A 22,544-nucleotide genomic window follows, 5' to 3' on the forward strand; every position below is an offset into this window, starting at 1 on the left:
CTTAGATTATAAAACGTGAACTTCAAAAACAGCACACGGCTTACCGTGTGCTGTTTTTATGCGGATTATAAAGTTTTCATGACCCACTCTGACCTAAGGAATGATCATTTTCTAACCAATCAACAATCAAATCCACAATGATTTCTTGTTGTTCACTAACTGTGATCTGGGCCTCATTGTCGCCGGATTGACTGCCATATACGCCAAAATAAGCGTGGTTGCCGCCTGGAATTTCAATGAAATCTGTTGTTTCCGGCAAGTTCGAGCTGTTTTCCTTAATTTTTTCAGGCGTACTTAAGCCATCTTCTGAACCGCTGATGGATAAAACGGGTAACGTGGATTCACTCAAATAGTCATTGCTTGCTGCGTATGCCCCAAGCAATATGAGTCCGTTTACGCGATCTAAATGTTGATCAGCATACATAGCGGCTGCTGCGCCTCCCATGGAATGGCCCGAAACATACCACTCGATGCTGTCGTCGCTTTCGATGATTTCATCAGCTTTTGAAACATCTAAAATTGATAAATTTAATCGAACTGAAGGGATGGCGACTGTGATATCTTGCTTCGATAATTCTTGAGCCAAATAGCCATATGCTTCAGGTTCGACTTTTGCGCCGGGATAGAGGATTAACCCTTTTTCTGCATTTTCTGCTCTATAGATATACCATCCGTCCTCGGGTTCGATAACTTCCTCCATTTCGATTTGATCAGCATCTACTGCTTCAAATGTATCTTGAGACCATATAAAAAAGATAGTGAAGCTCAGAATTACAAGTAAAGCCAGTGTGAAAAGCGAGATGAATAGGGTTTTTTTGTTTAGAATTTTTTTCATTATGAGTACCGAATTATTCCTAATCCAATCAAGTAGAAAGATAGAGGCAATCCACTGATTAACATTTTAAATAATTTTCCTTTCTGGATTTTTTGAAAATGTTAATTTAGATTGAATTAAATTAATACTTCTTATAATTCAAGTATAAACATTGAGAAATGTCGTTACTATTGTCATTTTCGCACATGATGATGTTTCGTTTTTTGTTTACACGTTGAAACCCGCCTTCACCTTAACCCTGAAACATAGGAAAAAGCACAAACAAAAAAGAGTGGCTCTCGCTACCCTTTATTCTTAATTAATCGCATCGATTGAAATATAGTTACCTTTTCTCTTCCATTTCAAATGATGGTTGGGCCGAACTTAAAGACACATTCTTCATTCCTTCCCAAGTAGAGAAACGAACGGTATTTGTAGTAATCCATTCCTCTTTACCCAAACCTAAAATACCTTCAGGATCGATACTTGACGAATGATCCCAAACTATTATGGAAATTGATTGATCATCAAGGCGCTTGCCAAGAAAACCATACTTTGTCTTGAAAAAATCATAAACATAAGTTGTTTCCCCTAATGTCGCATGTCGGTATTCGATTACTAGTGATTGCTGGCTATGGGGATTAACGATTTCAGTGTAATTGTTATCCAGCCATAGAACGATAAAACCATGAAACAATAGTATAGGTATACCAACGAAAAGGGTGGCAAATGTCCATACTTTAGAAAGTTTTGATTTGAAGGCGATTACACTAAGAACAATAATGTTTAAAACTAAAGGGATGATATATCCTGTTGGTTTAAAAAAGAGTAGAACATAATCTGTATAATGCATGACGACAAGGATGAAGTCCATGATTCCCAAAACGGCGAGTATCCATTTTTCCTTTGTCATAAGCTTCCCCATTCTTACTGATTTTTGTAATTTTTATAGTTAGTTCTTTAGAAATTTGGTCCGTTTATTGAACATTAACCTCTCTTAATCACACAGGCATTTAACCCGACGTGCTAGTAAGCTATCGCATTCAAAGCATCAATTATAATTGTTTTCAATCAATATACCACTTAATTATATGAAATAGAGGATCGTCGTTACTCAAAAAGTTAAAAAACATAGAAACAACTTAAAGAAGGGAGTTGTGTACACTAAACGAATCAATCGACTGGGCGGGATTGTGATTTCGAAAGAGATTCCCGAGATCTTCTAGTTAGAAGAAGGAGATTCCATCGACATTATGCATAGTGAGCTACAAACCGTCATTGGGTCGCGTAAACAGCGCTATGTTTATGCTTGGCTGGGAAGATAACGAATGAAGCGAGCTTTATTGAAAAAAATTAGAACAGCAAAGAAGACATGAGTGAGACGTTAAGGGTATGGGGAGTGAATGCAGGAAAGACTGTCAGATTAGTTAAATCCGACAGTCTTTTCATTTGATAAATTAAATGGATTCTGAGTGCCATAAGTTGCATTCAGACTATCGCAGCGTGTTTATCTACTTATGGTATTTCTGAAAATACTTCACTGAGATGAAATACAAAACAAAAGCAGAAGTGCTGGCAATTATTATTGAAGTAGTATAAGAGTTAGGATCACCTGCAAAAAATAAAACATAGAGTAAAAACACTAAAATACCTGAGGCTATAATTCTAATGACATTTTCCATAAGAACCTCCTTATCCAAGATAATTAACTGTTGATTTTAACGTGAATAAGATAGAAGTAAACAGCGCTTTTTTAATCAATCTATAAAATGCGTTTCCAAATATTGTACATATACCCTACAATAGGAATATATAGCCAGTAAAGAGATAACTGCAAATAAATATTGAAGCCTTTCAATGCCTTCAGACAGTAGAAAAAATGCTTTAGAAGAGGTGGAACATATTGAAGAAAAGTCTAGCTGGCATAGTATTATGTTCAGCATTATTCTCCTCAGCATGCTCAGTGGAGCTCGTGGAAACCGATGATTTGACTGATACGGAAGCAAAAGTAGAGTTAGCACAAGAGGAAAAGAGCAAACAAGTTCAACCGATTGAACCATCTACTATGAAGGTAGGGAACCAAAAGTTTGGTTTGTTTTCGTATTATTCATCATTTGATCATTACATAAAATTAGCCAAGAAAAATCCGAATTCACTGGAGGAGTCTTATGCTCTAGCCGTTACAGAGCCGTTCCAAACGAATGCTTTTGGGGAAGTGAAGGGCACAATGTATGCAGATTACTGGTTTTTTACGCCACCTAAAGACATTATTCCGTTGCAGAGTGAACTCCAGGCCTTATCGGATCGGGAAGAGTCTCTATACATAGCAATCGAAGATGCTTTAAAGAAATCAGCAGAAATGCTGCCCGGTAGTGACAAGACCGTACATATCTTTCTAGCGAATCCAGCATATACACATGGGAAGACGCAAGAACTAAATCCTCTAGGATTTGCACTTGCGCAGGATGTAATTGTTCTATTTGTTACTTCCATTCTCAATGAAGAAGACTTGCAACACACCATTGCCCATGAATACTTTCATATGATCGATATGGAAAGAGGAACAGCGGATAATTCAATGTCTTCCACATTGTTAGAAGTTGCAGTAATGGAAGGAAAAGCTGAGGCTTTTGCGAGAATGAATTATCCAGAAACGAAACAAGACTGGATATTGAACGCAGATGAAAAGATTACAGAAGAAACCAAAGCACTGTTCTTGGAAGAAAAAGATTCTCCCGAGATCGAAATTTGGAATGATTTTTATTACGGAAATCCTGTTGTCGAAGTGCCGCCGTTTGCTAGTCATATAATTGGATATGACATTATGCAGAAGTTTTTAAAGCAGCACCCTGATATGCCAGTTGAGGAATGGCTCGAATTGACTGCAGAAGAAATTCTGGCAGGGAGTGAGTATGCTACATTAAAATCAAATTAATCTAACTATCGCTTCCTTACCAAAAGAGGAGCGGTTCGAAAAAGGAGGATTGTAAGTTATTGTGGGAATTGTGAGCAAAGACAATCAAGAAAATGTCTATCTATTCATATCACTTTTTGTTCTTTCCATTGTTACGTTTCGTAAAATAAAAAGAATCGAGTGTAAAAGAAAGGAAGTCACAGCAGCTTTAATGGAACCCTATGACCCTAATATTTTATGAGGCCTGAAGGTTATACGGGAGTGAAGCTGACTTTCTATTTTAATGAACATAAGTTTTCTATTGCAGCACATTAAATAAATCGTCGCACCCAATGTTTGTCATTAGAGGCGCTACGTTCGAAACTAGTGAAGTATTTAATATTTATCTTCTATCATGAGGCTAGTAGGATGCCAAATTTCTAGGAGGAGAAATCCAATGACCGAGTTTTTATCAGCTTTGCTGTTCACCTTTCTAATTTTATTTGTGATTTTTTCTGTTGTGTATAAGCTGCTGCTTCCAGAGAAAAGAATAATGAACATAAAGAACATCTCAATCATAGTGGGCCAGGCTGTGGTCATCACTTTACTTTTGACGTTCATTTAACTGCCACTCATCATTCTCTGAGGTATATAATGATGTCACTCGAAAACAATAGCAAAATAGTGATGACAAGAGAGGGTCTCTTTGAGAAACTTAAAAACTCTAATGATTGGTATTTGCGTATTGTTCATATTGACTGCTTGTAATCAGTCCGATTGGTACGATACGAGGGATGAGGCAATTGAAAACGGGTTGCAAGAGGAAGGCATCGGGGAATCGTCCACTGTATCCATTGAAGAATATGACGGCGAGACAATTGTGTTGTATGCACAGGATAACTCTTTAGGCGTAGCAAGTATCACAGAAAGTGAAGAAGGCTATAGCTGGTACCGAAGCGCTCCAAATCACAGATTTGAAGTCACTGGTGACTTACCTTATACGACGGGGAGCTTTGAGGTTGAAACTGAATCTGGAATGCAAGTCACTATATTCTATGGAGAAATCTTTGATTCCACTATTCAAGTTAATGATGTAGCAAGCCGTGAAGGTTTAGATGAATTGACCCTTCTTGGAGACTCAAAGCTTTTCTACGCTGTTTTCGAATAAGCTTTGGTAGATCTGGATAATGCCTTCAAGAAGTATATTTTAAAAGAGTGAATTTCTTTTGGTAGATGGAACAGATTTAGTAAAGACAAGAAAACTTGCTAGAAGGATGATCCAATCCGTAATTTTAGGGGGAAGTTGATGATTTCTGTGTTAAAAATACTAAGCATCATTCTATTGTTCTCACCTGCTGTTCTGATTTATACGGAAACGACGAGCATATTCATTGCCGTAATTCCATTCGTGCTAGGTGCTTTGCTCTACACGTATGTTCAAAGCAAAAAGCGTACTCAAAATCATCCGAATTAATTAGGCAGGAATCAGTAAACCAACTTAATTTAAGTTGGTTTTTATTTTTGAATGTAATGCATTCAGCAAACTAGCGGGTGCTGCGGTGGGTGTGTCTCAACAACCCAATTGCTGCAGAACTTTTTATTTTTATTAATTTTATGTAATTTTTACTAAATAATATTGACGCTATAGAGGGTGTTCTGTAAGGTTAAATGTGCGAGAAGAAAAAACTGTAAATTAGAATAATTAAGTACCAGTAATTTACAGAAGAGAAACCAGCAAACCAGCACTGCCTAGTTAAACGCTTTTACAAAAAGGAGGACGACAATAAGATGGACAACAGCTTATGGAACAAATCGGCAAAGGCTTTATTATCAGTGGGCCTGGTGGCGAGTCTTTGGGTGCCGGCTTCGCAAACAGCGGTGCAGGCAGCTGCCCCGGCGAGTGACCTTTTTATTTCTGAATACATTGAAGGCAGCAGCTTCAATAAAGCGATTGAAATTTATAACGGGACCGGTGCTTCCGTTGAATTGAGCCCTTATTCAGTCTCGCTGTACACAAATGGCAGCACGTACGCACAGAGCGAAATGGCGCTTTCCGGGACTGTCGCAAACGGTGAAACGGTAGTTATTTATCATAGCGGCGCAGATTCAGCGATTCAAGGCAAGGGAGATTTGCAAAATAACAGTGTGGTTAATTTTAATGGCGATGACGCATTGGTACTTGAAAAATCCGGATCTCCTATCGATTCGATCGGCCAAGTAGGTTCGCGCGTTGAAAACATGAAAGATGTCACACTGGTCCGCAATCCGGATATTCAGACTGGCGACAGCGCAGTGAATGATGCGTTTGATCCTTCAGCTGAATGGACAGCTTATCCTGCAGATACATTTACATACCTAGGAAGCCATGCGATAGAAGAGATTGATGAAACGCCAACTCCAGATCCAGATCCAACTCCTGTGCCATCTGGTTATTATGAAACAGCGGATGGTTTGCAAGGATCTGCATTGAAAGCGGAACTTCATGAAATCATTGATGACCATACGCAACTCAGCTATTCGCAAGTATGGGATGCATTGAAAATAACGGACGAAGACCCGAATAATCCGAACAATGTGCTGTTATTGTATACGGGCGAGTCGCGTTCGAAATCTTTGAACGGCGGTAATGTCGGCGATTGGAACCGCGAGCATACATGGGCGAAGTCTCATGGCAGCTTCGGCACAGCAATGGGAGCGGGAACGGATATCCATCATTTGCGCCCGACCGACGTACAAGTGAACGGGCTGCGCGGCAATTTGGACTTTGATTACGGCGGCAGTGCCGTAAGTGGTTGCGACGGCTGCTTGCGAACAGCGACTTCCTGGGAGCCGCCGGATGAAGTGAAAGGCGATGTCGCCCGGATGCTGTTTTATATGGCGGTCCGCTATGAATCGGGCGACGCGGTAGATTTGGAACTGAATGACTTGGTGAATAATGGCTCGACGCCTTACCACGGCAAGATCTCCGTGTTGCTCGAATGGCATGAGCAAGACCCTGTCAGCACTTGGGAACAGCAGCGCAACGAGAAAATCGAAGACATCCAAGGCAACCGCAACCCGTTCGTCGATTATCCAGAATGGGCGGAATCGATCTGGTAGGCAGTTGTTGAGTGGATATTCGATAAGAAAAACGTGAAAATGGCGTAGGGAGAGAATCATTTATTTTAGCCATGGGATTTGTAGATACTTCTATAATGAAGCAATAGGAGAAAAGCGGTGCTAAGCCACGCTTTTCTCTTTTTGTTTGCTCGGGTGTTCAATGGATTATACTAAGTGGAGAAGGAAGGGGTGGTGGAGATGTTTACGACACGTGACGCCAAAATTTTAGATGGGACTCCCAATTACTTGGTGATGGAAGAGATCGGAGAAGTTGATTCTGTAAAACACTTTGAAGAGATTTTGAGTGAATTGAAGAACTACATTACGGAAAGAGGAATTCAATCAGTATCCATCATCCTTAATGAACAACAAGCTGAACAGGCTCCCTACATAGAGTTGCTTGAAGAATTCAGTTTTCAAAAACAAGACACCCAATTTTTTTATGGGCGGGATTTGTCTGCTTTTGAAGATGTGGAGATAAAGGCGCCGTTTTCGGTTAAATCATTGCAAGAAACAACCAGTGATGTATTTTTAAAAACATGGATAGAAGCTAGCGCTGGTTCGCTGAATGCTTCCGCTCCTTTCACGTCCCTGTCTGCACAACAAGAGTTTGAAGGGATGCAATCTGAACTGGGCCCGGAGTATCAAAAAAGCTGTATCGTTATTTTTTATGAAGACCAAGAGATTGGCGTAACCATGCCCCAAATTGAACAAGGAACGGTCGATGAAGGAAGGTTGTTTTATTTCGGGATCGTCCCGGCTTTTCGCGGCAAGGGCTTGGGCGAATACCTTCATAAATTATCGTTGCATTTTCTTAAACAACTGGGCGCCGCTTATTACATTGGCGCGACGGGACAAAACAATATTCCAATGCAGCGAATATTTAAAGCGAATGCTTGCGAACTGATTGAGAAAAAGTTTATTTATCGAATGAAGGATGGCGGTAAATGAATAAGGTCACCGGCTGTGAGCCTAACGTGATAGGAGGAGTAGATTCGGTATGCGATTGGATACGGAACGGTTAGTCATTAGGCCATTTCAAACAGAGGATATACAGGACGTTTTTAAGATTTTCAGGGACGCGGGGATTTGTGAACTTTGTAGAACCCAGTCATTCTTTTGTGCTTTTGAATTCTAAAAGTAGGGGGATGATATTTAGTAAAATCGAAATGATCGTCAACACCCATAACGCTGTTGACATGATCGGCACGACATCCGATAGCGCAGACCAATCCTCCGCCTGGACCCAATCGGCGACCATGCTGTAATCAGCCGCAAGAGTAAGAGCGGTAAACGACAGTCCCATGGCCATCGCTAATTTATAATTTTTGCCTAGTGCATACAGATAAAGATTTACGCAAGTGGCTGCGATTGCGATCAGCCCGAATAGAAACCACATAGTTTTGCCTCCAATTTTATAGGGAATTAGTAGTAATAGAGACAAGATAAGGTGATCATTAGTTTCCTAAAGACTCTTGGATATTTACGGCAACCATTGAACGATTAGTTTAGTAGATTATAAAATTACTGAAAATACCGATTTTTGAAACTTTATGCAGTTGTAAACGTATTATAAGGCAAAGGGAAAATGAGTAAGAGCTGAAATGAAAGGGGAGGATTTTATGCATTGGATGATGTGGATCTTCTGGGGATTCTTCGGGGCTTTATTTATTGGGAGTTATGTAGTGGACAAATTGACCAAAAAGAAATACAGCTTAGACAAAAAAGAAAAGACTTTAAACCAAAGTACGGCAGAAGCTGATGCGAGCCGCCATACAGTGCGAAGCAACCACGAAAGCGGCATGTTTTAACAGAGTAATAACAAGGGTTCTATTCAAGCAGGTGTAAGTTCCGGATGAGCGGGTACAGTATACAAAATGCACGACAAGGAGGAATTGCTGTATGGCTAGAAAAGGAACAGCTGGACGCACACCTGAAAAGCAAGTCGGAGCTCGCGAATCTGCGATCGATAAAGCAGTCAATAAAACAAAAGAAGCCTTGGATGGAGATAACGAAGCAACGAATTACAGCGAAGAAAAAGGCCGGGACGAGCAGGAAGATGCGAAAGAGTACTCGAAGCATGTATCTGAAGAAGACGAACGTGACGTGCCAGATAGCGAACACAAATAAAAAATGGAGCTTGAGGGGATTTCCCTCAAGCTCCATTTTATTTTAGGACGGGTTGGTCGACCATAATCCAGCGCTTTTGACGAAAACGCGCGGATGTAATTTCAAGCTGGCGACGATCAAATCGGCCAAATCTTCTGGATGCATGACGCGTTCAGCGTCACCCGTGATCAGGTTAGACTCGTGGGCCAGGTCCGTGACGACTGTGCTCGGCGTCATCGCTGTGACACGGATATTGTGCTTGCGCACTTCAAGTGCAAGTGATTCGGTCAAGCCCATGACAGCGAATTTAGAAGAGCTGTACGCGCTTGTAACCGGTGCGCCTTTTTGTCCGGCAGTGGACGAGATATTGATGATGTCTCCTGAACTTTGCTCAATCATGCCTGGAAGTACGGCACGTGTTGCGTTATAGACGCCCATCAAATTGACGTCGACAATGTTTTTCCATTCTTCCGGTGACAATTCCAAAAAGCCGCCGAATTTCCCCGTGCCTGCGTTGTTGATGAGGATATCGATATCGCCTAGTTCGGTTTTGAGTTTCTCGATCGCTTGTTCAATCGCAGCGAGATCCGTAACGTCCGCAGAGGCAGTTGCCACTTTCACATTCGCATCTTGTAGTTCGACGGACACTTTGTCGAGGTTCTCCTGTTTCAAGCCGATCAAGCCAACATTGACGCCTTCATTAGCAAGAGCGATGGCTGTCGCACGGCCGATGCCGCGTCCTCCACCTGTAATGATCGCAGTTTTCCCTTTAATTGATTGCATCGTAACACTCCTTAAATTCAGGTACGCCAAAGCCGTCCCGTAATTAAATACTTTCCTATTATCTGTGATTTGATTCTGAAATGCATGTGAAGCGTCTTGAGTAGAAATGAAAATATTTTAATGTTTGTCTAGCTGACAAGGGACTCTGAAAATCGTGTTTTCCGAAGCTTACCGCTCGCTTTCCGTGGGCTCGCGCCCAAGCCTCCTCATCCGCTTCGCTTCTTGCGGTGTCTCGGTCGTCTCGCTTTACCACAGGAGTCGAGCGGACGCTTCTCCAAACACTTAGACAGCTCAAACACTTATAAAGCAATAAAAGAGTTCATGTTTACGTAAATCAAGTTTTTGGAGATAATCAAAAAAACAACCCGGGAAATCCCGGGCTGTTGGTGTGATCAATATTTATAGGATTGGCCGCCGTCGATCGGGATGACGGAAGCGTTGATGAATTTCGCTGCATCGGATAACAAGAAGGCGACGAGGTTGCCGACTTCTTCCGGTTTGCCAAAACGTTTCATCGGGTTGACGCTGACGAATTCTTTGCCGGCTGCTTCCCAATCATCACCAGCCATTTGCTTCAAGGAGCCTTCAACCATTGGGGTCATGATGGCGCCTGGTGCGATCGCGTTGATGCTGACGCCGTACTGGCCATATTCGATGGCTGAGTTGCGTGTCAAGCCAACGACGCCGTGCTTGCTCGCCGCGTAGCCGGACTGGTTGCCGACGCCGCGGATGCCGCCGACCGATGCGGTATTGACGATCGAGCCGTAGCCTTGTTCTTTCATTACTTTCAAGACACGCTTCATGCCATAGAATACGCCGTTTAGGTTAACGCTGACGACTTTTTCGAATTCAGCGGAGCCGTATTCTTCCGTCAAGTTCTGTTTGCCTTCGATGCCGGCATTATTGAAGAAGCCATCTATTTTGCCGAATGTATCGAGCGTGAATTGGACGTAGTTTTTCACTTGTTCTTCATCGGTCACGTTCGCTTCGACAATTTCAACTGAAGCATCTGTCGAATGTGCCAAGATTGCTTTTCGGCTTTCTTCGAGTGATTCTTTGTTCATGTCGACAAGGACGAGCTTGCCGCCTTGAGCTGCAATCGAGTCGGCAGCGGCGCGGCCAAGACCGGACCCTCCGCCGGTGATAATGATGACTTTGTCTTGGTAATTAATCATGGAAATATCTCTCCTTTTCATGGGTATGCTAAACTTGAAAATAGGCTACTCTTTTACTGTAAGCCTTTGCAAACTAGCTCTCAATCAGTAAAATTTTAGGATCTGTCGAGTAACTCGACAGATTTTTGAGAAGTGTCGAGTTTTAGGGGGATGGGCGATGAAAAGCAAGAAAGAGAAATTGTCTCCGCAGGCGGAACGGACCAAACACCACCTGCAAGAAGCATATATCGAATTGATCAATGAAAAAGGATACAGCCATGTGTCGGTGACGGATATCGTCCAACGAGCGCAATACAACCGGGCGACTTTCTATCTGTATTATCTCGACAAGCCCGACCTCACTGAGGAACTGCTTAGTGAGATGTTCCAGCAAATCAAACGGACGAGCACCGAACGCTACGAGAAGGGGGCGGATATTCTCACTTCGGCGATGGATGCGGATTCGTTTGAGCTGATCAGTTTTGTGTATGATAATCGTTCATTTTTCAATTTATGTTTAGTGGAAGATACCATTCCAGGCCTTCACGGGCAATTGCCGCAAGCAATTTTCGAGATGCTTGATGAAGGATTTACATTCGAAGGAGTCGGCAAGGGCGACATCAACTCCAAACCGTTCAAACTGTATATGGCGCATGGCACTGCAGGTCTCATTTTGGAATGGGCCAAGACAGGCTATGAGAAATCCCCGAAAGAAATGACCGATACCTTGATCAGCATCGTGCGGTCATTCGCGGCGGCATTTCGCGTGAATTAAAAAATCCAGCGTTCCCGGTTATGGGAACGCTGGATTTTGTTTTAATCAGACGCCTGAACTTTTCAGGAAGCTTAGGAGTTCATTATTGAAACGCTCCGGTTCATCGGCATTGATGCCGTGTCCGCTGTCTTTAAACGGTACGAGTACAGAATTCGGGATTTCCTTGTCCAGGATTTCGCCAAGTTCGTAAGGGCAAATCTGGTCTTTTTTGCCGTGGAAGATGGCGGTTGGTACTGTGATGGATGACAGCTCGCCGCGCAAGTCTTCATCGCGCAAAGCTACGGCTGAGTTCAGCGTGGAATGTGCGCCGGCTTCAAGTGCCAGTGACTGGAACCAATCCAGGAATTGTGGTGAATGTTTTTGTTCGAAAAACAGGTCCGCAAATTCTGCAAGAAACGCTGGGCGGTCTTTTTCGATTTGGGCGATGATGTCGTCCACTTCCTCGGGCTTCATGCCGACATTAAAATCGTCACGCTGCGTGAAGATCGGAGCTGCAGCGCCCATCAATAGGAGTTTGGCGACATTGTCCTGGCCGAATTTCGTTAAATAGCGGATCGCGATCGGGCCGCCCATCGAAAAGCCGGCGAGCACGAATTGCTCCAGGCGAAGTTCATTGACGACCGCTTCAAGGTCTTTGGCCATTGTGTCGTAGTCGTATCCTGACCACGGCTTATCGGATTTTCCGTAGCCGCGCATATCGACGCCGATATAACGGAAGCCGTTCTTCGCAAGCAGGCTCGTCTGGTATTCGAACGCTTTGTTGTTCAACGGCCAGCCGTGAAGAAATACCACTGGCTGTCCTGAACCGATATCTTCTACATGAATTTTCACGTTTTCTTCAACTTGAATATAATGTCCCACTAAAGTTCCTCCTAGAGTTTTGATTAACTACTCCCTTCTATTTCCTTTTTCGAAGTTTCTGTAAACTTAAAAACGAAAATAATCTTTAATTGAAATATCTTTAGTTCAAAAGAGATGTGATTTTCACTAGCGCCAGAGGATGGTTCTTTTCATTCCAGCCAAATCAAATGAAACCATTCAAGTGGCTATTCCGTATTCATACTATTCTGCCAACAACTTGGGCGGAAGGGTTAAGTGTTTGGCGCAAAGGGTAATCTGACAGGTAACAAGGCTTGTGCCACAGCCAACTAAATCAATGGAAGAGGAGAATGAAAATGGAAATCCTAAAACGTTTCAGAGACATTATGACAAGCAATATTCATGCGATGCTGGACAAAGCGGAAGACCCGGAAAAAATGATCGACCAGTATTTGCGCGACTTGAATAGCGATCTCGGCAAAGTTAAATCCGAGACGGCCGCGATCATGGCTGCGGAGAAACGCGAGCGCCGCGAGCTTGATGAGTTGAAAAAAGAGATGGACGATATGCAGCGCTACGCAGTCAAAGCGCTTGAAGCGAACAACGAAGACGACGCCCGGAAATTCCTCCAGCGCAAAGCTGAACTGTCGGAACGCGTGACGGACAAAGAGACAGCAGTCGAACTTGCAGCAACGAATACGCAGCAGATGCGCCAAATGCACGATAAATTAGAGAGCGATATCGGCGAACTCGAATCGCGCCGCCAGGAACTAAAAGGCAAAGCGGCGGTCGCGAAGACACAGCAACGCATGAATGATTTTGCGTCCAGCGTCGGAGGGGCAGGCGAACGCATCTCGGCATTCGATGCGATGGAGAAGAAAATCAACCAGCAATTAGACGAATCAGCAGCGATGGCTGAACTCAATAAAAGCTCTGAGACGAGCATCAAGGACTTGGCGAAGAAATACGATGACGGCCCGAACGTCGACGAGGAACTGGAGTCCTTGAAATCAGGAACGAATGTGGACGCTGAACTGGAAGCGCTGAAAAGCCAAATCGGAAAGAACGAGTAATGTCCGGCAACTGGACGCGATCCTGAAGCACGAAGGGAGGAAACTCGTTTGGTCATCCATTACAAATGCCCGAATTGCGGAGCCGATATGGCGTTCGACAGCGACTCGGGCCATTTAAGCTGCCCGAGCTGCGGCCATGAAGAAAGCATCGAGACCTTTCCGGAACAGAACATCGAACGGAAATTCGACGAAGGCGAAGCGAAAGAATACCATTGCGAAAACTGCGGGGCGATCATCCTGACTGAAGCGGAAACGACCGCGACCCACTGCAGCTTCTGTGGGGCGCCGGTCGTATTGGCAGACCGGTTGACGGGAGATCTCGCACCGGCCAAAGTCATTCCGTTTACCGTCAGCAAAGATGAAGCGGTCGCAGCGTTCAAGAAATGGACGCGCGGCGGGCGATTGACCCCGCGCGGCTTTATGAGCGGCGACCGCATCAAGAAAATGACCGGCATGTATGTGCCGTTCTGGCTTTACGATATCGAAGGCGAGGCCCATATCCAGGCAATCGGCACGCAAGTCCGGACCTATCAAAGCGGCGATACGATTTATACGGAAACGAATTTTTATGACGTGTTCCGGGAAATCGATTTGAGCTATTTGAAAGTGCCGGCGGATGCTTCCGAAAAAATGGACGATGTGCTGATGGATAAGCTGGAGCCTTATGATTACAGCGAATTGAAAGATTTCCGCATGCCGTATTTGGCAGGCTACTTAGCCGAAAAATACGATTTTGACGACGAGCAATTGTTTTCCCGTGTCGAATCGAAAATCGTCCCGTACATCGACGCTTATATCAGTACGACCATTTCGGGCTATTCATCGGTCAGCTACACGACCAAGCAGATCGATGCGCAAAAAAAGAAAGTCTATTACACCTTATTTCCAGTGTGGATGGTGTATTACGATTTCGACAATAAAGAGCATACCTTTGCGATGAATGGCCAAACCGGCAAAGTGGTCGGCAAGCCGCCGATCAGCGCCGGCAAAGTCGCGTTGTGGTTCACGGGCATCGCCGTATCGAGTTTTGCGGCCATGAAAGCCATCGCCTTTGCGGTAGGGGGTGTCTTGTGGTGAAAAAGTTTAAATGTAAACGGGCGTGGGTGCCGATTGTGGCTTTGCTGCTGTTTTTCATTGGCGGATTGTCCGTTTCAGCACAAACCGGTGATTTGATATACGACGAAGCCGGCTTGCTTAGCAGCGAAGAAACGCAGGAACTCGAAGCCTTGGCAGAGCAATACGGCGCAGAACAAAACGTGGACTTTTTGTTTTTGACGACCGATAGTACCGAAGAGCAACCCATCGAAACTTACCTGGGTGATTTCTATGACGAGCGCGCCGAAAGTACCGGTCGGGAAGACGCAGTGCTCTTGACGATCGATATCGGCGGCCGTGAAGTATACCTTGCAGGTTTCGGTACGGCCGAGCGGACGCTGGATGCAGAGCGTGTCGATCTCGTGCTTGACCGGATCATTCCTGAGATGCAATCGGGCGATTATGCGGATGCGTTCGAAGAAACAGTCGTCACTTCAAGCGAATACATGGAATACCGGCCGGGTGTCAATCCGGAGAGCATTTTTTTGAAAACCTGGTTTCATTTAGCTATCGCGCTGCTGCTAGGAGGCATTATCGTCGGATCGATGCTTTATAACGCCGGTGGCAGGGTGACGACAACCCCAGGAACTTATGTTGACCGCGACCATACACGCGTGCGCAGCCAGGATGATCGCTTCCGCAATAAAACCGTAACCCGCAGAAAAATTCCAAAGAATAAGGATGGCGGCGGGTTCGGTGGAGGCGGCGGCATGACTGGCGGCGGGCGTTCATTCAGCGGCGGTGGCCGTAGCTTCTAAGCAATCGAAAGAAGGAAGGAATGAAGAACATGGCATTTTTCGGCAATCAATTTTCAGATGTGGTGGAATGGGAAGAGTTCCGCGATGATATGATTTTTTGGAAATGGACGAATAAGGAAATCAAGAAAGGCAGCCGGTTGATCATTCGGCCAGGCCAGGACGCAATTTTCCTCAATAACGGCAAGGTGGAAGGGATTTTCGAAAAAGAAGGCGAGTACGATATCGTCTCTGAAATCGTGCCGTTTTTGTCGACTTTGAAAGGTTTCCGTTTCGGCTTCAATAGCGGCATGCGGGTCGAAGTGCTGTTCGTCAATACGAAGGAATTCACCGTCAAATGGGGCACGAAAAGTCCGATTAACATTCCTGCACCGCAGCTTCCAGGCGGCATGCCGATCCGCGCGAACGGCACCTTTCATTTTAAAGTGAATGATTATGTCAATTTGATCGACAAAGTCGCCGGTGTCAAAGACAGCTACCTCGTTGAAGACGTCCAGCTGCGCATTACGGCGTGGCTCGACCAATTATTGATGAAATGGATTACGCGTGAAGGCAAGGACATGTTCAATCTGCAGTCGAATTCCCATGAGATTGGCAAGGGCATTCAAGATGATTTGAATATGGAAATCATGGACGATGGCATGAAAGTGACCGGCTTCCAAGTGATGAGTTTCAACTACCCGAAAGAAATCCAGGACATGATCAATAAAAACGCATCGCACGGCATGGTCGGTGATGTCTCCAAATACCAGCAGATGTCCGTTGCCGATGCGATGGGCAAATCATCAGGATCGAATACCGCGTCTGATATGGCCGGCATGATGATGGGGATGAACATCGCCAAGGAAATGATGGACGATCAAAAAGAATCATCCAGTGCGAGCGGTCAAACGGGCGGCGGTTCTACCGCCTCTTCAGGCAGCGCTGGCGAACAGCAAGGGCCGAATTTCTGCCCGAATTGCGGCGAGAAAGTAAGCGGCGCCAAGTTTTGCCCAAATTGTGGGCAAAAGCTGGTCGGGTAACAAATCAAAAAAACAGGGAGAGAGCATATCGCTCACTTCCTGTTTTTTTAGTTAGTTGCGGATGCCGCGGAACAATAGTTCCAGCCAGCCGTCGATTTCACCGGCTAAATCGAAGTCGCCGTCAAAGATTGCCCAGTCATAGAGTGTTCCGCGCATGCTACGGGATAACAGCAGCGCAAGCCGGCCGGATGATACAGAGGATGTCAATTCACCTTTTTCTTGGCCCTCGGAAACCAATTGTTCGAGAATCGCATAAAGCGGGCGTTCTGTATCGGACAGGGAATTATCGACGGATGGGGTAAGTGCATAAGCATAGAGTGAACGGATGCCGTCCCGTCCGAGCTCATCCCGCAAATATTCCATTTGTGCAATCGCGAGTTTCCGGATCTTCTCCTCTGACGGCAAACTGTCGGACAGGCTTTTCTGGAAGTCTCGATAGAATTGGTCGATCTCCTTGAATTTTTCAAGGAAGATATCGTATTTGGACGTGAAATGCCCATAGAACGCCCCTTTGGAAGTTCCGCTTTCCCGGACGATTTCATCAACCGATACCCGGTCAAAACCCTTTTCACTGAACAGGTCAAGAGCCGTGCGGAGGATGCGTTTTTTCGTTTCAATCGCTTTTTCCTGTCTGCTCGTCATAATGGCCACCTTTCTTCTAGTTTAAGCATATAACACTAATGAGAGATATCGGTATAGTAAAAGAAAGTGATGAAGTCGTTTCATCTGAACTATTCAATAGATATGGAGCAAAACAGCGCAGACTCCTTGGGGAGCAGAAACGGAGGTGGCTTTCCAACTTCGTTTCGACGAAGTGCTGAAATCCATTCGGGCAGTAAGCCCGAATTAGTTCAGCGCAAGCCCCCAGGAAAGCCAGCTGTTTTGCGGAATATCGTCTACAGTAGAATTTCAAATAACAAAGGTATCTGTAATGGAGTGTATTCTATAATTCGACTGAATTGTTTGAAAATAATTGACAAAGCTCTGTTGGATTGAATAGACTATAGTCTATAGATTATAGACTGCGGTCTATGGAATTGACAAGATGAGAGAGGATGTTGATGATTTTGACAGCGCAACAGACATTGATCGATCTCTTAAACGCCCAGTGCAAAAAACGCAGCGAGCAGCCCTTCCTGGTTTTTGAAGACAATCAGGAAAAAGTGACAGAATACAGTTACGGCGAATTTTTGGAGCGGGTGGAAAAGTTCAGCGGCGCGCTTTATGAACGCGGCATCCGCAAAGGTGATAAAGTGACGCTTCATTTGCCGAATTCAGCGGAATTTGTCGTCTGCTGGTTCGCCCTCGCAAAGCTCGGAGCCATTATGGTGCCGACGAATATCCTGTCGACTGCCGCGGAAATGGATTATTTGATCGGTCATTCGGAATCGGTCATGATCATCACGGAACCAGAGTATATCGAAAAATTTACAGCCATCCAAGAGAATCTGCCGAAGCTGCGCCAGATTGTCCTGGCACGTACGGACGAGTCGGGTGAATTTGAAAGCGTTAACAAAATGATTGGGGAATTCTCGGGCGAAGTGCCGGAATCGGATATCCAGCCGGAAGACGTGGCAGCGATTTTGTATACCTCCGGAACGACATCGAAACCGAAAGGCTGCCTCATTACGCACGCCAATTACATCTACACTGGACATGCTGTGGCGGAGCATATTGGCTTTACTGAACAAGACCGTGCGCTTGTCGTCTTGCCGATGTTCCACGGCAACGGCCAGTATTATATGATCATGCCGAGTTTGGTTGCGGGAGGCAGCGTCGCCATCACCGAACGCTTCAGTGCGAGCCGCTACGGGCGCCAAATTCAACGTTTAGGTGCAACGCTCGGTTCGCTCTTCGCGGCACCGATCCGCATGATCCTTGCGCAGCCATATGATGAAGATGAGCGGAGTAATAAACTGCGGGCAGTCATTTTCGCCCAGTCGGTAACTTCCGAAGAACTAAAGGCGTTTGAACAACGTTATAACACTGCACTTTACCAGATTTACGGCATGACGGAAACGGTTGCGCCGCCTTTGATGAATCCATTGCAAGGCGCTAAGGACAATACAAGTGTCGGCAAACCGATCGCAGGCTCTCGCATCAAGCTGATTGATGAAGAAGGGAATGAAGTGCCGGACGGGAATCCGGGAGAGATTTTGCTTGAAGGCATTCCCGGCCAGACGATCATGAAAGCTTACTTCAATAACCCGGAAGCGACCAATCAAACTTTGCAGAACGGCTGGCTCCATACAGGAGACAAGGCGCGCAAATCGGAAAATGGCTTTTATTATTTTGTCGACCGCCAAAAAGATATGATCAAGCGTGCCGGTGAGAATGTCGCCGCAAGCGAAGTGGAAAATGTCATCATGGAGTATCCCGCCGTCTATGAAGCGATTGTCATCGGAATACCGGATGCGATGCATGACGAAGCATTAAAAGCATTCGTCATCCTGAAGCAAGGACAAACGGCGACGGAACAGGAAGTGATTGATTATTGCAAAGGCCAGCTCGCGAAGTTCAAAGTGCCGTCAGCAATCGAGTTTGTCGAAGACTTCCCACGCACGTCCGTCGGCAAAATCCAAAAACATAAATTGAAAGAAATCGAATTGAAGAAACTGGCTGAATAGAAAGGAAGAAGTCTGCATGGAAAACACATTAAACAATCAAGTGGCGCTCATCACCGGAAGCGCACGCGGCATCGGCTTTGCCTGCGCGAAAGCACTCGCAAAACGGGGAGCTTCAATCGTTTTGACGGATATCCTGGATTGCGATGATGCAAAACAGCAGCTGGAATCGGAGTTTCCAGGCATCCGCGTGTTGGCGCTGCAAGTGGACGTCCGCGACAGGGCGCAAGTCGAACGGGCGATTCACGAAACGGTAGAGGAATTTGGCGGAATCGACATTGTCGTCAATAACGCCGGTACCGTTTCACGCCTTAGCTTGAAAGATATGACGGACGATGATTGGAGCCGCGATATCGAGACGAACTTGCGCGGCGCGTTCTTGTTCACACAAGCGGCCATCTATCCGCATATGGTCAACCAAGAGAGCGGGCGCATCATCAACATCAGCTCGATTTCCGGCATGATGGGCGGCGCCATTTCCTACGGCGAAGACGGCGAACGGCAAGGGCGTTCAGGCCCTGCCTATGCCGCGTCAAAAGGGGGCATCATTGCCTTCACGAAATGGGTCGCAAAAGAAGTCGGCGAGTTCGGCATCACGGTCAATAGCGTCGCGCCAGGACCGGTTGAGACCGCCATCACCAAAGGCGTCAATTATCCGCTCGAGCTGCAATCGATCAAGCGTCCCGGACAGCCGGAAGATATCGGCGAAGCGGTCGCCTATTTGGCATCACCGGCTGCGAGCTATGTCACGGGCGAAGTATTGAAAGTGTGCGGCGGTGCAGGCATCGGCGCATAAGAAAAGGTTCCAAGGGAATTGTCCCTTGGAACCTTTTTTGTTTATTTCGTACTGGTAAATCCGCCGTCAATGCGGATGACGTCACCGTTGATATATTGCGCTTTTGATGTCAGCAGGAATGCCACGAGTTCAGCGACTTCATCTGCAGTGCCGAGCCGTTTTTGCGGAATGCCTTCTTCTGCGCTTTGTTTCATTTTCGGGTTGGCGTCAAAATACGCTTTGACCATTGGCGTTTCGGTTGGGCCTGGCGCGACGGCATTGACGCGCAAGCCGTCTTTTGCGTATTCGGCGACCAGTGATTTGGTCATTCCGACAATGCCGTGCTTGGTCGCAGAGTAAGTGACAACGGTCTCCTGGCCGATGACGCCGGCGCTTGATGCGGTATTGACGATTGACCCGCCGCCGTTTTTGACCATTACTTCTGCGACGTAGCGCAGGCCATAGAGCGCCCCAAGCATATTGATGCCGACGATTTGCTCAATTTCTTCTATATCGGTGTCGAGGAATTGTTTGCCGCTTCCGGAAATTCCGGCATTGTTGAAGAAATAATCGATCGAGCCGAAATGCTCGACCGTTTTGTCGACGTAGTTTTTCACTTCTTGTGCTTTTGATACATCTGCACGGATAAAGATGGCATCCGGCCCGAGTGCTTTCACTTTCTCTACCGTTTCATTGCCGCCTTTTTCACTGATGTCGACAACTGCGATATTGATGCCTTCTTGTGCTAAGCGCAGTGCGGTGGATTGCCCGAGCCCGCTTCCGCCGCCCGTGATGATTGCTGTTTTTGCCACGTACATCTCCTCCTTATGCTGATAGCTTCATTTATTTCTTTACCCGCAATAAAGGAAGGATAATCAGCAGCGTATAAGGGACCTGGCTTATTGCGCAATAGCAGCTTTGCGGTCTTGTGCGGCGTGCAGCTTGACCATCGCAAGGCGAGCCAGCGGTTGGATGAGCAAGCTTTCCGCCATTAGGACAATGAGGAAATTGCGCGGCCAATTGGCGAGCCAGTTGCTAAAGATCTCGCCGTGGAAACCGTTGGCGGCCATGTCACCGATAAAGGTCATCGCGACCGACATGCCGATGACCGTGAAGACGATGCGCAATAAAATCTTTTGATGGAAAGAAGACGAAGTGTTCGTCAGTTTGGCTGTTAATGATTCCGCGATTCTTCCGAAGACAGCTGCTTCAAGAACCATCGCGCTAATCCACATGACCGGCATGATTTTGAGGATGATCCATAGGGTGTCCATCGTCAAATGGTTTGTGTAAAGCAGGACGCTGTAGCTGGTCATCAACAGCACAGTCATCGTCACTATAAGCGAGCCGTAAAGCAGCCCTTCTTTGCCATTATGAGGCAGTCGTTTGTCTTGTTGCATGAATGTTCCCCGTTTCTACTGTATTGGCGCCCATTGAAAAGACAGGGCGAAAGGCGTTGTTTCAATAACCATTCCAACACTATAGCAATCAGGAAGTGAATTTCGTAAGTGTCTGTTTTGTGAAGGATTAGTAGAAGTTATTAATGACTGTTACCGATCAATTGCTGCAAGCCTTCGTAAATTTCCACAATTTCAGCTTGTTTCATGCGCACGAGTCCGCTTGAGGAAGGGGCGACGTATTCGATGACTCCCGGAATGACCGGATCCGGCTGTTTGCCCCAATGCGCTGATTTTTTGCCGCTAAACTGGAGGTAGACGCCTTTGCCGACAAAACAGACGGCTTTTGGGTGGTAGCGTTCGATTTTTCGTTTCAATTGTTCGGCGCCTTCTTTGTATTCTTCTTTTGTAATGTCGGCTGCCGCTTTAGTCGGGCGGGCGACGATATTGGTCAAACCATAGCCGAGTTCCAGTAAATCATGGTTTTCCTCAGGGGCATATTTTCTGGGTGTCAGTCCCGATTCAAAAAGGATTTTCCAAAAGCGGTTGTTTGGGTTGGCGTAATGATAGCCAGTTTCACTCGAGCGGATGCTTGGGTTGAATCCGACGAACAGGATGTCGAGATGGTCTTTCAAATGATCCGGTATAGGTGTGAGTTCCATAAAAAAGCTCCTTTCACATAAATGCAGTTGCAGAGTATTAGCGTAGCAAAAAAATATAATATATTCTGCACTGAACCATCGTATAATAGAAGAAAATGGCAATGGTTAATTGATCTTGCTAAAAGGAGCGGCGCCATGCAGGAATTTTCGTACGAGTTGACGGAACAGCAATTTGTTGATTTCAACCTTTATCATGCCAAACATTCCGAAGCGGTCAAGCGTTCATTGACGATCCAGCGCTTTGTCATTCCAATCATTTATTTGATGATGTCATTCGTGATGGGGCCAATTTTTAATTGGTCGGTATGGGGGCTGATGATCCCTTTCATCCTATTCGCGGCTTTGTGGATCATCTTCTTTCCGCCCTATTTCCACTGGAACATTAAACGCATGAGCCGGAAAATGGTCAATGAAGGGAAAAACAAAGGCTTGCTCGGCACCCATGAACTGTTCATTGATTTACAAGGAATCCGGGAAGTGACGAAAAATGGGGAAACGCATGTGCGCTGGTCAGGCATCGAAAAGTGTGGGGAGGATGCAGTCAATGTGTATTTGTATAATAGCGCCATGTCTGCATTGATCATACCGAAAAAGGCAGTGCCCGAGCTGGAGTCATTGCGCAAGCTATTGGCTGAAAAAGTTCCGGCAAGCGTTGGGAATTGAATAGACGAAAAAACCCGAACCGCGCTTGGCGG

Annotated in this window: 26 protein-coding genes; 15 read left to right on the forward strand and 11 right to left on the reverse strand. The window is 45.7% G+C overall.

Features of this window, described 5'->3' with window-relative positions:
• Positions 1–76 precede the first annotated feature (76 nt).
• From AUC31_RS02575 to AUC31_RS17635, 3 genes are all read right to left on the reverse strand, one after another.
• A complete protein-coding gene (locus AUC31_RS02575) occupies positions 77–835 on the reverse strand; it encodes an alpha/beta fold hydrolase (protein WP_058381512.1) in 759 nt (252 codons plus the stop codon).
• Positions 836–1,157: 322 nt separating this feature from the next.
• On the reverse strand, positions 1,158–1,727 hold the full coding sequence (locus AUC31_RS02580; protein ID WP_058381511.1) for a hypothetical protein: 570 nt from the start codon (positions 1,725–1,727) through the stop codon (positions 1,158–1,160).
• 598 nt (positions 1,728–2,325) lie between these two features.
• Positions 2,326–2,496 carry a hypothetical protein gene (locus tag AUC31_RS17635; protein WP_157073447.1) on the reverse strand — a complete coding sequence of 57 codons (171 nt, stop codon included), beginning with the start codon at positions 2,494–2,496 and terminating at the stop codon, positions 2,326–2,328.
• Between the two features lie 221 nt (positions 2,497–2,717).
• Between AUC31_RS17635 and AUC31_RS02585 the strand changes: the two genes are divergently transcribed.
• The 5 genes from AUC31_RS02585 (at position 2,718) to AUC31_RS02600 (ending at position 7,757) form a co-directional block, all read left to right on the forward strand.
• Entirely contained in the window at positions 2,718–3,749 is a 1,032-nt protein-coding gene (locus AUC31_RS02585; protein ID WP_058381510.1) for a DUF2268 domain-containing putative Zn-dependent protease, read from the forward strand.
• Positions 3,750–4,413: 664 nt separating this feature from the next.
• Complete coding sequence (locus AUC31_RS02590) at positions 4,414–4,875, forward strand: hypothetical protein (protein ID WP_058381509.1); 462 nt, start codon at positions 4,414–4,416, stop codon at positions 4,873–4,875.
• Between the two features lie 138 nt (positions 4,876–5,013).
• On the forward strand, positions 5,014–5,181 hold the full coding sequence (locus tag AUC31_RS17640) for a hypothetical protein (protein ID WP_157073448.1): 168 nt from the start codon (positions 5,014–5,016) through the stop codon (positions 5,179–5,181).
• A gap of 314 nt (positions 5,182–5,495) precedes the next feature.
• On the forward strand, positions 5,496–6,806 hold the full coding sequence (locus AUC31_RS02595) for an endonuclease (RefSeq protein ID WP_058381508.1): 1,311 nt from the start codon (positions 5,496–5,498) through the stop codon (positions 6,804–6,806).
• Between the two features lie 198 nt (positions 6,807–7,004).
• On the forward strand, positions 7,005–7,757 hold the full coding sequence (locus AUC31_RS02600) for a GNAT family N-acetyltransferase (protein ID WP_058381507.1): 753 nt from the start codon (positions 7,005–7,007) through the stop codon (positions 7,755–7,757).
• A gap of 160 nt (positions 7,758–7,917) precedes the next feature.
• On the opposite strand, the gene AUC31_RS02605 is transcribed toward AUC31_RS02600, so the two are convergent.
• A complete protein-coding gene (locus AUC31_RS02605; RefSeq protein ID WP_058381506.1) occupies positions 7,918–8,205 on the reverse strand; it encodes a hypothetical protein in 288 nt (95 codons plus the stop codon).
• Positions 8,206–8,428: 223 nt separating this feature from the next.
• Between AUC31_RS02605 and AUC31_RS02610 the strand changes: the two genes are divergently transcribed.
• Positions 8,429–8,617 carry a hypothetical protein gene (locus AUC31_RS02610; protein WP_058381505.1) on the forward strand — a complete coding sequence of 63 codons (189 nt, stop codon included), beginning with the start codon at positions 8,429–8,431 and terminating at the stop codon, positions 8,615–8,617.
• Positions 8,618–8,708: 91 nt separating this feature from the next.
• Complete coding sequence (locus AUC31_RS02615) at positions 8,709–8,936, forward strand: hypothetical protein (protein WP_058381504.1); 228 nt, start codon at positions 8,709–8,711, stop codon at positions 8,934–8,936.
• A gap of 42 nt (positions 8,937–8,978) precedes the next feature.
• On the opposite strand, the gene AUC31_RS02620 is transcribed toward AUC31_RS02615, so the two are convergent.
• Both AUC31_RS02620 and AUC31_RS02625 read right to left on the reverse strand, forming a co-directional pair.
• Positions 8,979–9,698, reverse strand: a complete 720-nt coding sequence (locus tag AUC31_RS02620) for a 3-ketoacyl-ACP reductase (RefSeq protein WP_058381503.1) — start codon at positions 9,696–9,698, stop codon at positions 8,979–8,981.
• Positions 9,699–10,090: 392 nt separating this feature from the next.
• Positions 10,091–10,873 carry a glucose 1-dehydrogenase gene (locus AUC31_RS02625; protein ID WP_058381502.1) on the reverse strand — a complete coding sequence of 261 codons (783 nt, stop codon included), beginning with the start codon at positions 10,871–10,873 and terminating at the stop codon, positions 10,091–10,093.
• A gap of 157 nt (positions 10,874–11,030) precedes the next feature.
• Here AUC31_RS02625 and AUC31_RS02630 point away from each other — a divergent pair, with 157 nt between their 5' ends.
• Positions 11,031–11,627, forward strand: a complete 597-nt coding sequence (locus AUC31_RS02630; RefSeq protein WP_058381501.1) for a TetR/AcrR family transcriptional regulator — start codon at positions 11,031–11,033, stop codon at positions 11,625–11,627.
• A 45-nt stretch (positions 11,628–11,672) separates the two neighbouring features.
• Here AUC31_RS02630 and AUC31_RS02635 read toward each other — a convergent pair whose 3' ends face one another.
• The gene (locus tag AUC31_RS02635) at positions 11,673–12,488 is read right to left on the reverse strand and encodes an alpha/beta fold hydrolase (RefSeq protein WP_058381500.1); all 816 of its coding nucleotides are present in this window, start codon (positions 12,486–12,488) and stop codon (positions 11,673–11,675) included.
• Positions 12,489–12,802: 314 nt separating this feature from the next.
• On the opposite strand from AUC31_RS02635, the gene AUC31_RS02640 reads away from it, so the two are divergent.
• From AUC31_RS02640 to AUC31_RS02655, 4 genes are read left to right on the forward strand one after another with little or no spacing between them, the layout of a single operon-like run.
• Complete coding sequence (locus AUC31_RS02640; RefSeq protein ID WP_058381499.1) at positions 12,803–13,519, forward strand: PspA/IM30 family protein; 717 nt, start codon at positions 12,803–12,805, stop codon at positions 13,517–13,519.
• 48 nt (positions 13,520–13,567) lie between these two features.
• Positions 13,568–14,596 (forward strand): TFIIB-type zinc ribbon-containing protein, encoded by a 1,029-nt coding sequence (locus AUC31_RS02645; protein WP_058381498.1) that lies wholly within the window; start codon positions 13,568–13,570, stop codon positions 14,594–14,596.
• A complete protein-coding gene (locus tag AUC31_RS02650; RefSeq protein WP_058383686.1) occupies positions 14,593–15,372 on the forward strand; it encodes a TPM domain-containing protein in 780 nt (259 codons plus the stop codon). Before AUC31_RS02645 ends, AUC31_RS02650 begins: the two co-directional genes overlap by 4 nt.
• A gap of 29 nt (positions 15,373–15,401) precedes the next feature.
• A complete protein-coding gene (locus AUC31_RS02655) occupies positions 15,402–16,391 on the forward strand; it encodes an SPFH domain-containing protein (protein ID WP_058381497.1) in 990 nt (329 codons plus the stop codon).
• A 51-nt stretch (positions 16,392–16,442) separates the two neighbouring features.
• Here AUC31_RS02655 and AUC31_RS02660 read toward each other — a convergent pair whose 3' ends face one another.
• Complete coding sequence (locus AUC31_RS02660) at positions 16,443–17,033, reverse strand: TetR/AcrR family transcriptional regulator (RefSeq protein WP_058381496.1); 591 nt, start codon at positions 17,031–17,033, stop codon at positions 16,443–16,445.
• 419 nt (positions 17,034–17,452) lie between these two features.
• Between AUC31_RS02660 and AUC31_RS02665 the strand changes: the two genes are divergently transcribed.
• Complete coding sequence (locus AUC31_RS02665) at positions 17,453–19,018, forward strand: AMP-binding protein (protein WP_058383685.1); 1,566 nt, start codon at positions 17,453–17,455, stop codon at positions 19,016–19,018.
• A 16-nt stretch (positions 19,019–19,034) separates the two neighbouring features.
• The gene (locus AUC31_RS02670) at positions 19,035–19,811 is read left to right on the forward strand and encodes an SDR family NAD(P)-dependent oxidoreductase (protein WP_058381495.1); all 777 of its coding nucleotides are present in this window, start codon (positions 19,035–19,037) and stop codon (positions 19,809–19,811) included.
• A gap of 41 nt (positions 19,812–19,852) precedes the next feature.
• Here the strand turns inward: AUC31_RS02670 and AUC31_RS02675 are convergent, their stop codons facing one another.
• The 3 genes from AUC31_RS02675 to mug all read right to left on the reverse strand — a co-directional run bounded on the left by AUC31_RS02675 (position 19,853) and on the right by mug (position 21,849).
• Complete coding sequence (locus AUC31_RS02675) at positions 19,853–20,602, reverse strand: SDR family NAD(P)-dependent oxidoreductase (protein WP_058381494.1); 750 nt, start codon at positions 20,600–20,602, stop codon at positions 19,853–19,855.
• A gap of 87 nt (positions 20,603–20,689) precedes the next feature.
• The gene (locus tag AUC31_RS02680; RefSeq protein ID WP_083509111.1) at positions 20,690–21,190 is read right to left on the reverse strand and encodes a DUF2798 domain-containing protein; all 501 of its coding nucleotides are present in this window, start codon (positions 21,188–21,190) and stop codon (positions 20,690–20,692) included.
• A gap of 140 nt (positions 21,191–21,330) precedes the next feature.
• Positions 21,331–21,849, reverse strand: coding sequence for a G/U mismatch-specific DNA glycosylase (gene mug / locus AUC31_RS02685; RefSeq protein WP_058381493.1), 519 nt, complete (start codon positions 21,847–21,849; stop codon positions 21,331–21,333).
• 135 nt (positions 21,850–21,984) lie between these two features.
• Here mug and AUC31_RS02690 point away from each other — a divergent pair, with 135 nt between their 5' ends.
• Positions 21,985–22,512: a YcxB family protein gene (locus AUC31_RS02690; RefSeq protein WP_058381492.1), complete on the forward strand. Its 528-nt coding sequence runs from the start codon at positions 21,985–21,987 to the stop codon at positions 22,510–22,512.
• Positions 22,513–22,544 lie beyond the last annotated feature (32 nt).

Source organism: Planococcus rifietoensis (genome assembly GCF_001465795.2).
GTDB lineage: Bacteria > Bacillota > Bacilli > Bacillales_A > Planococcaceae > Planococcus > Planococcus rifietoensis.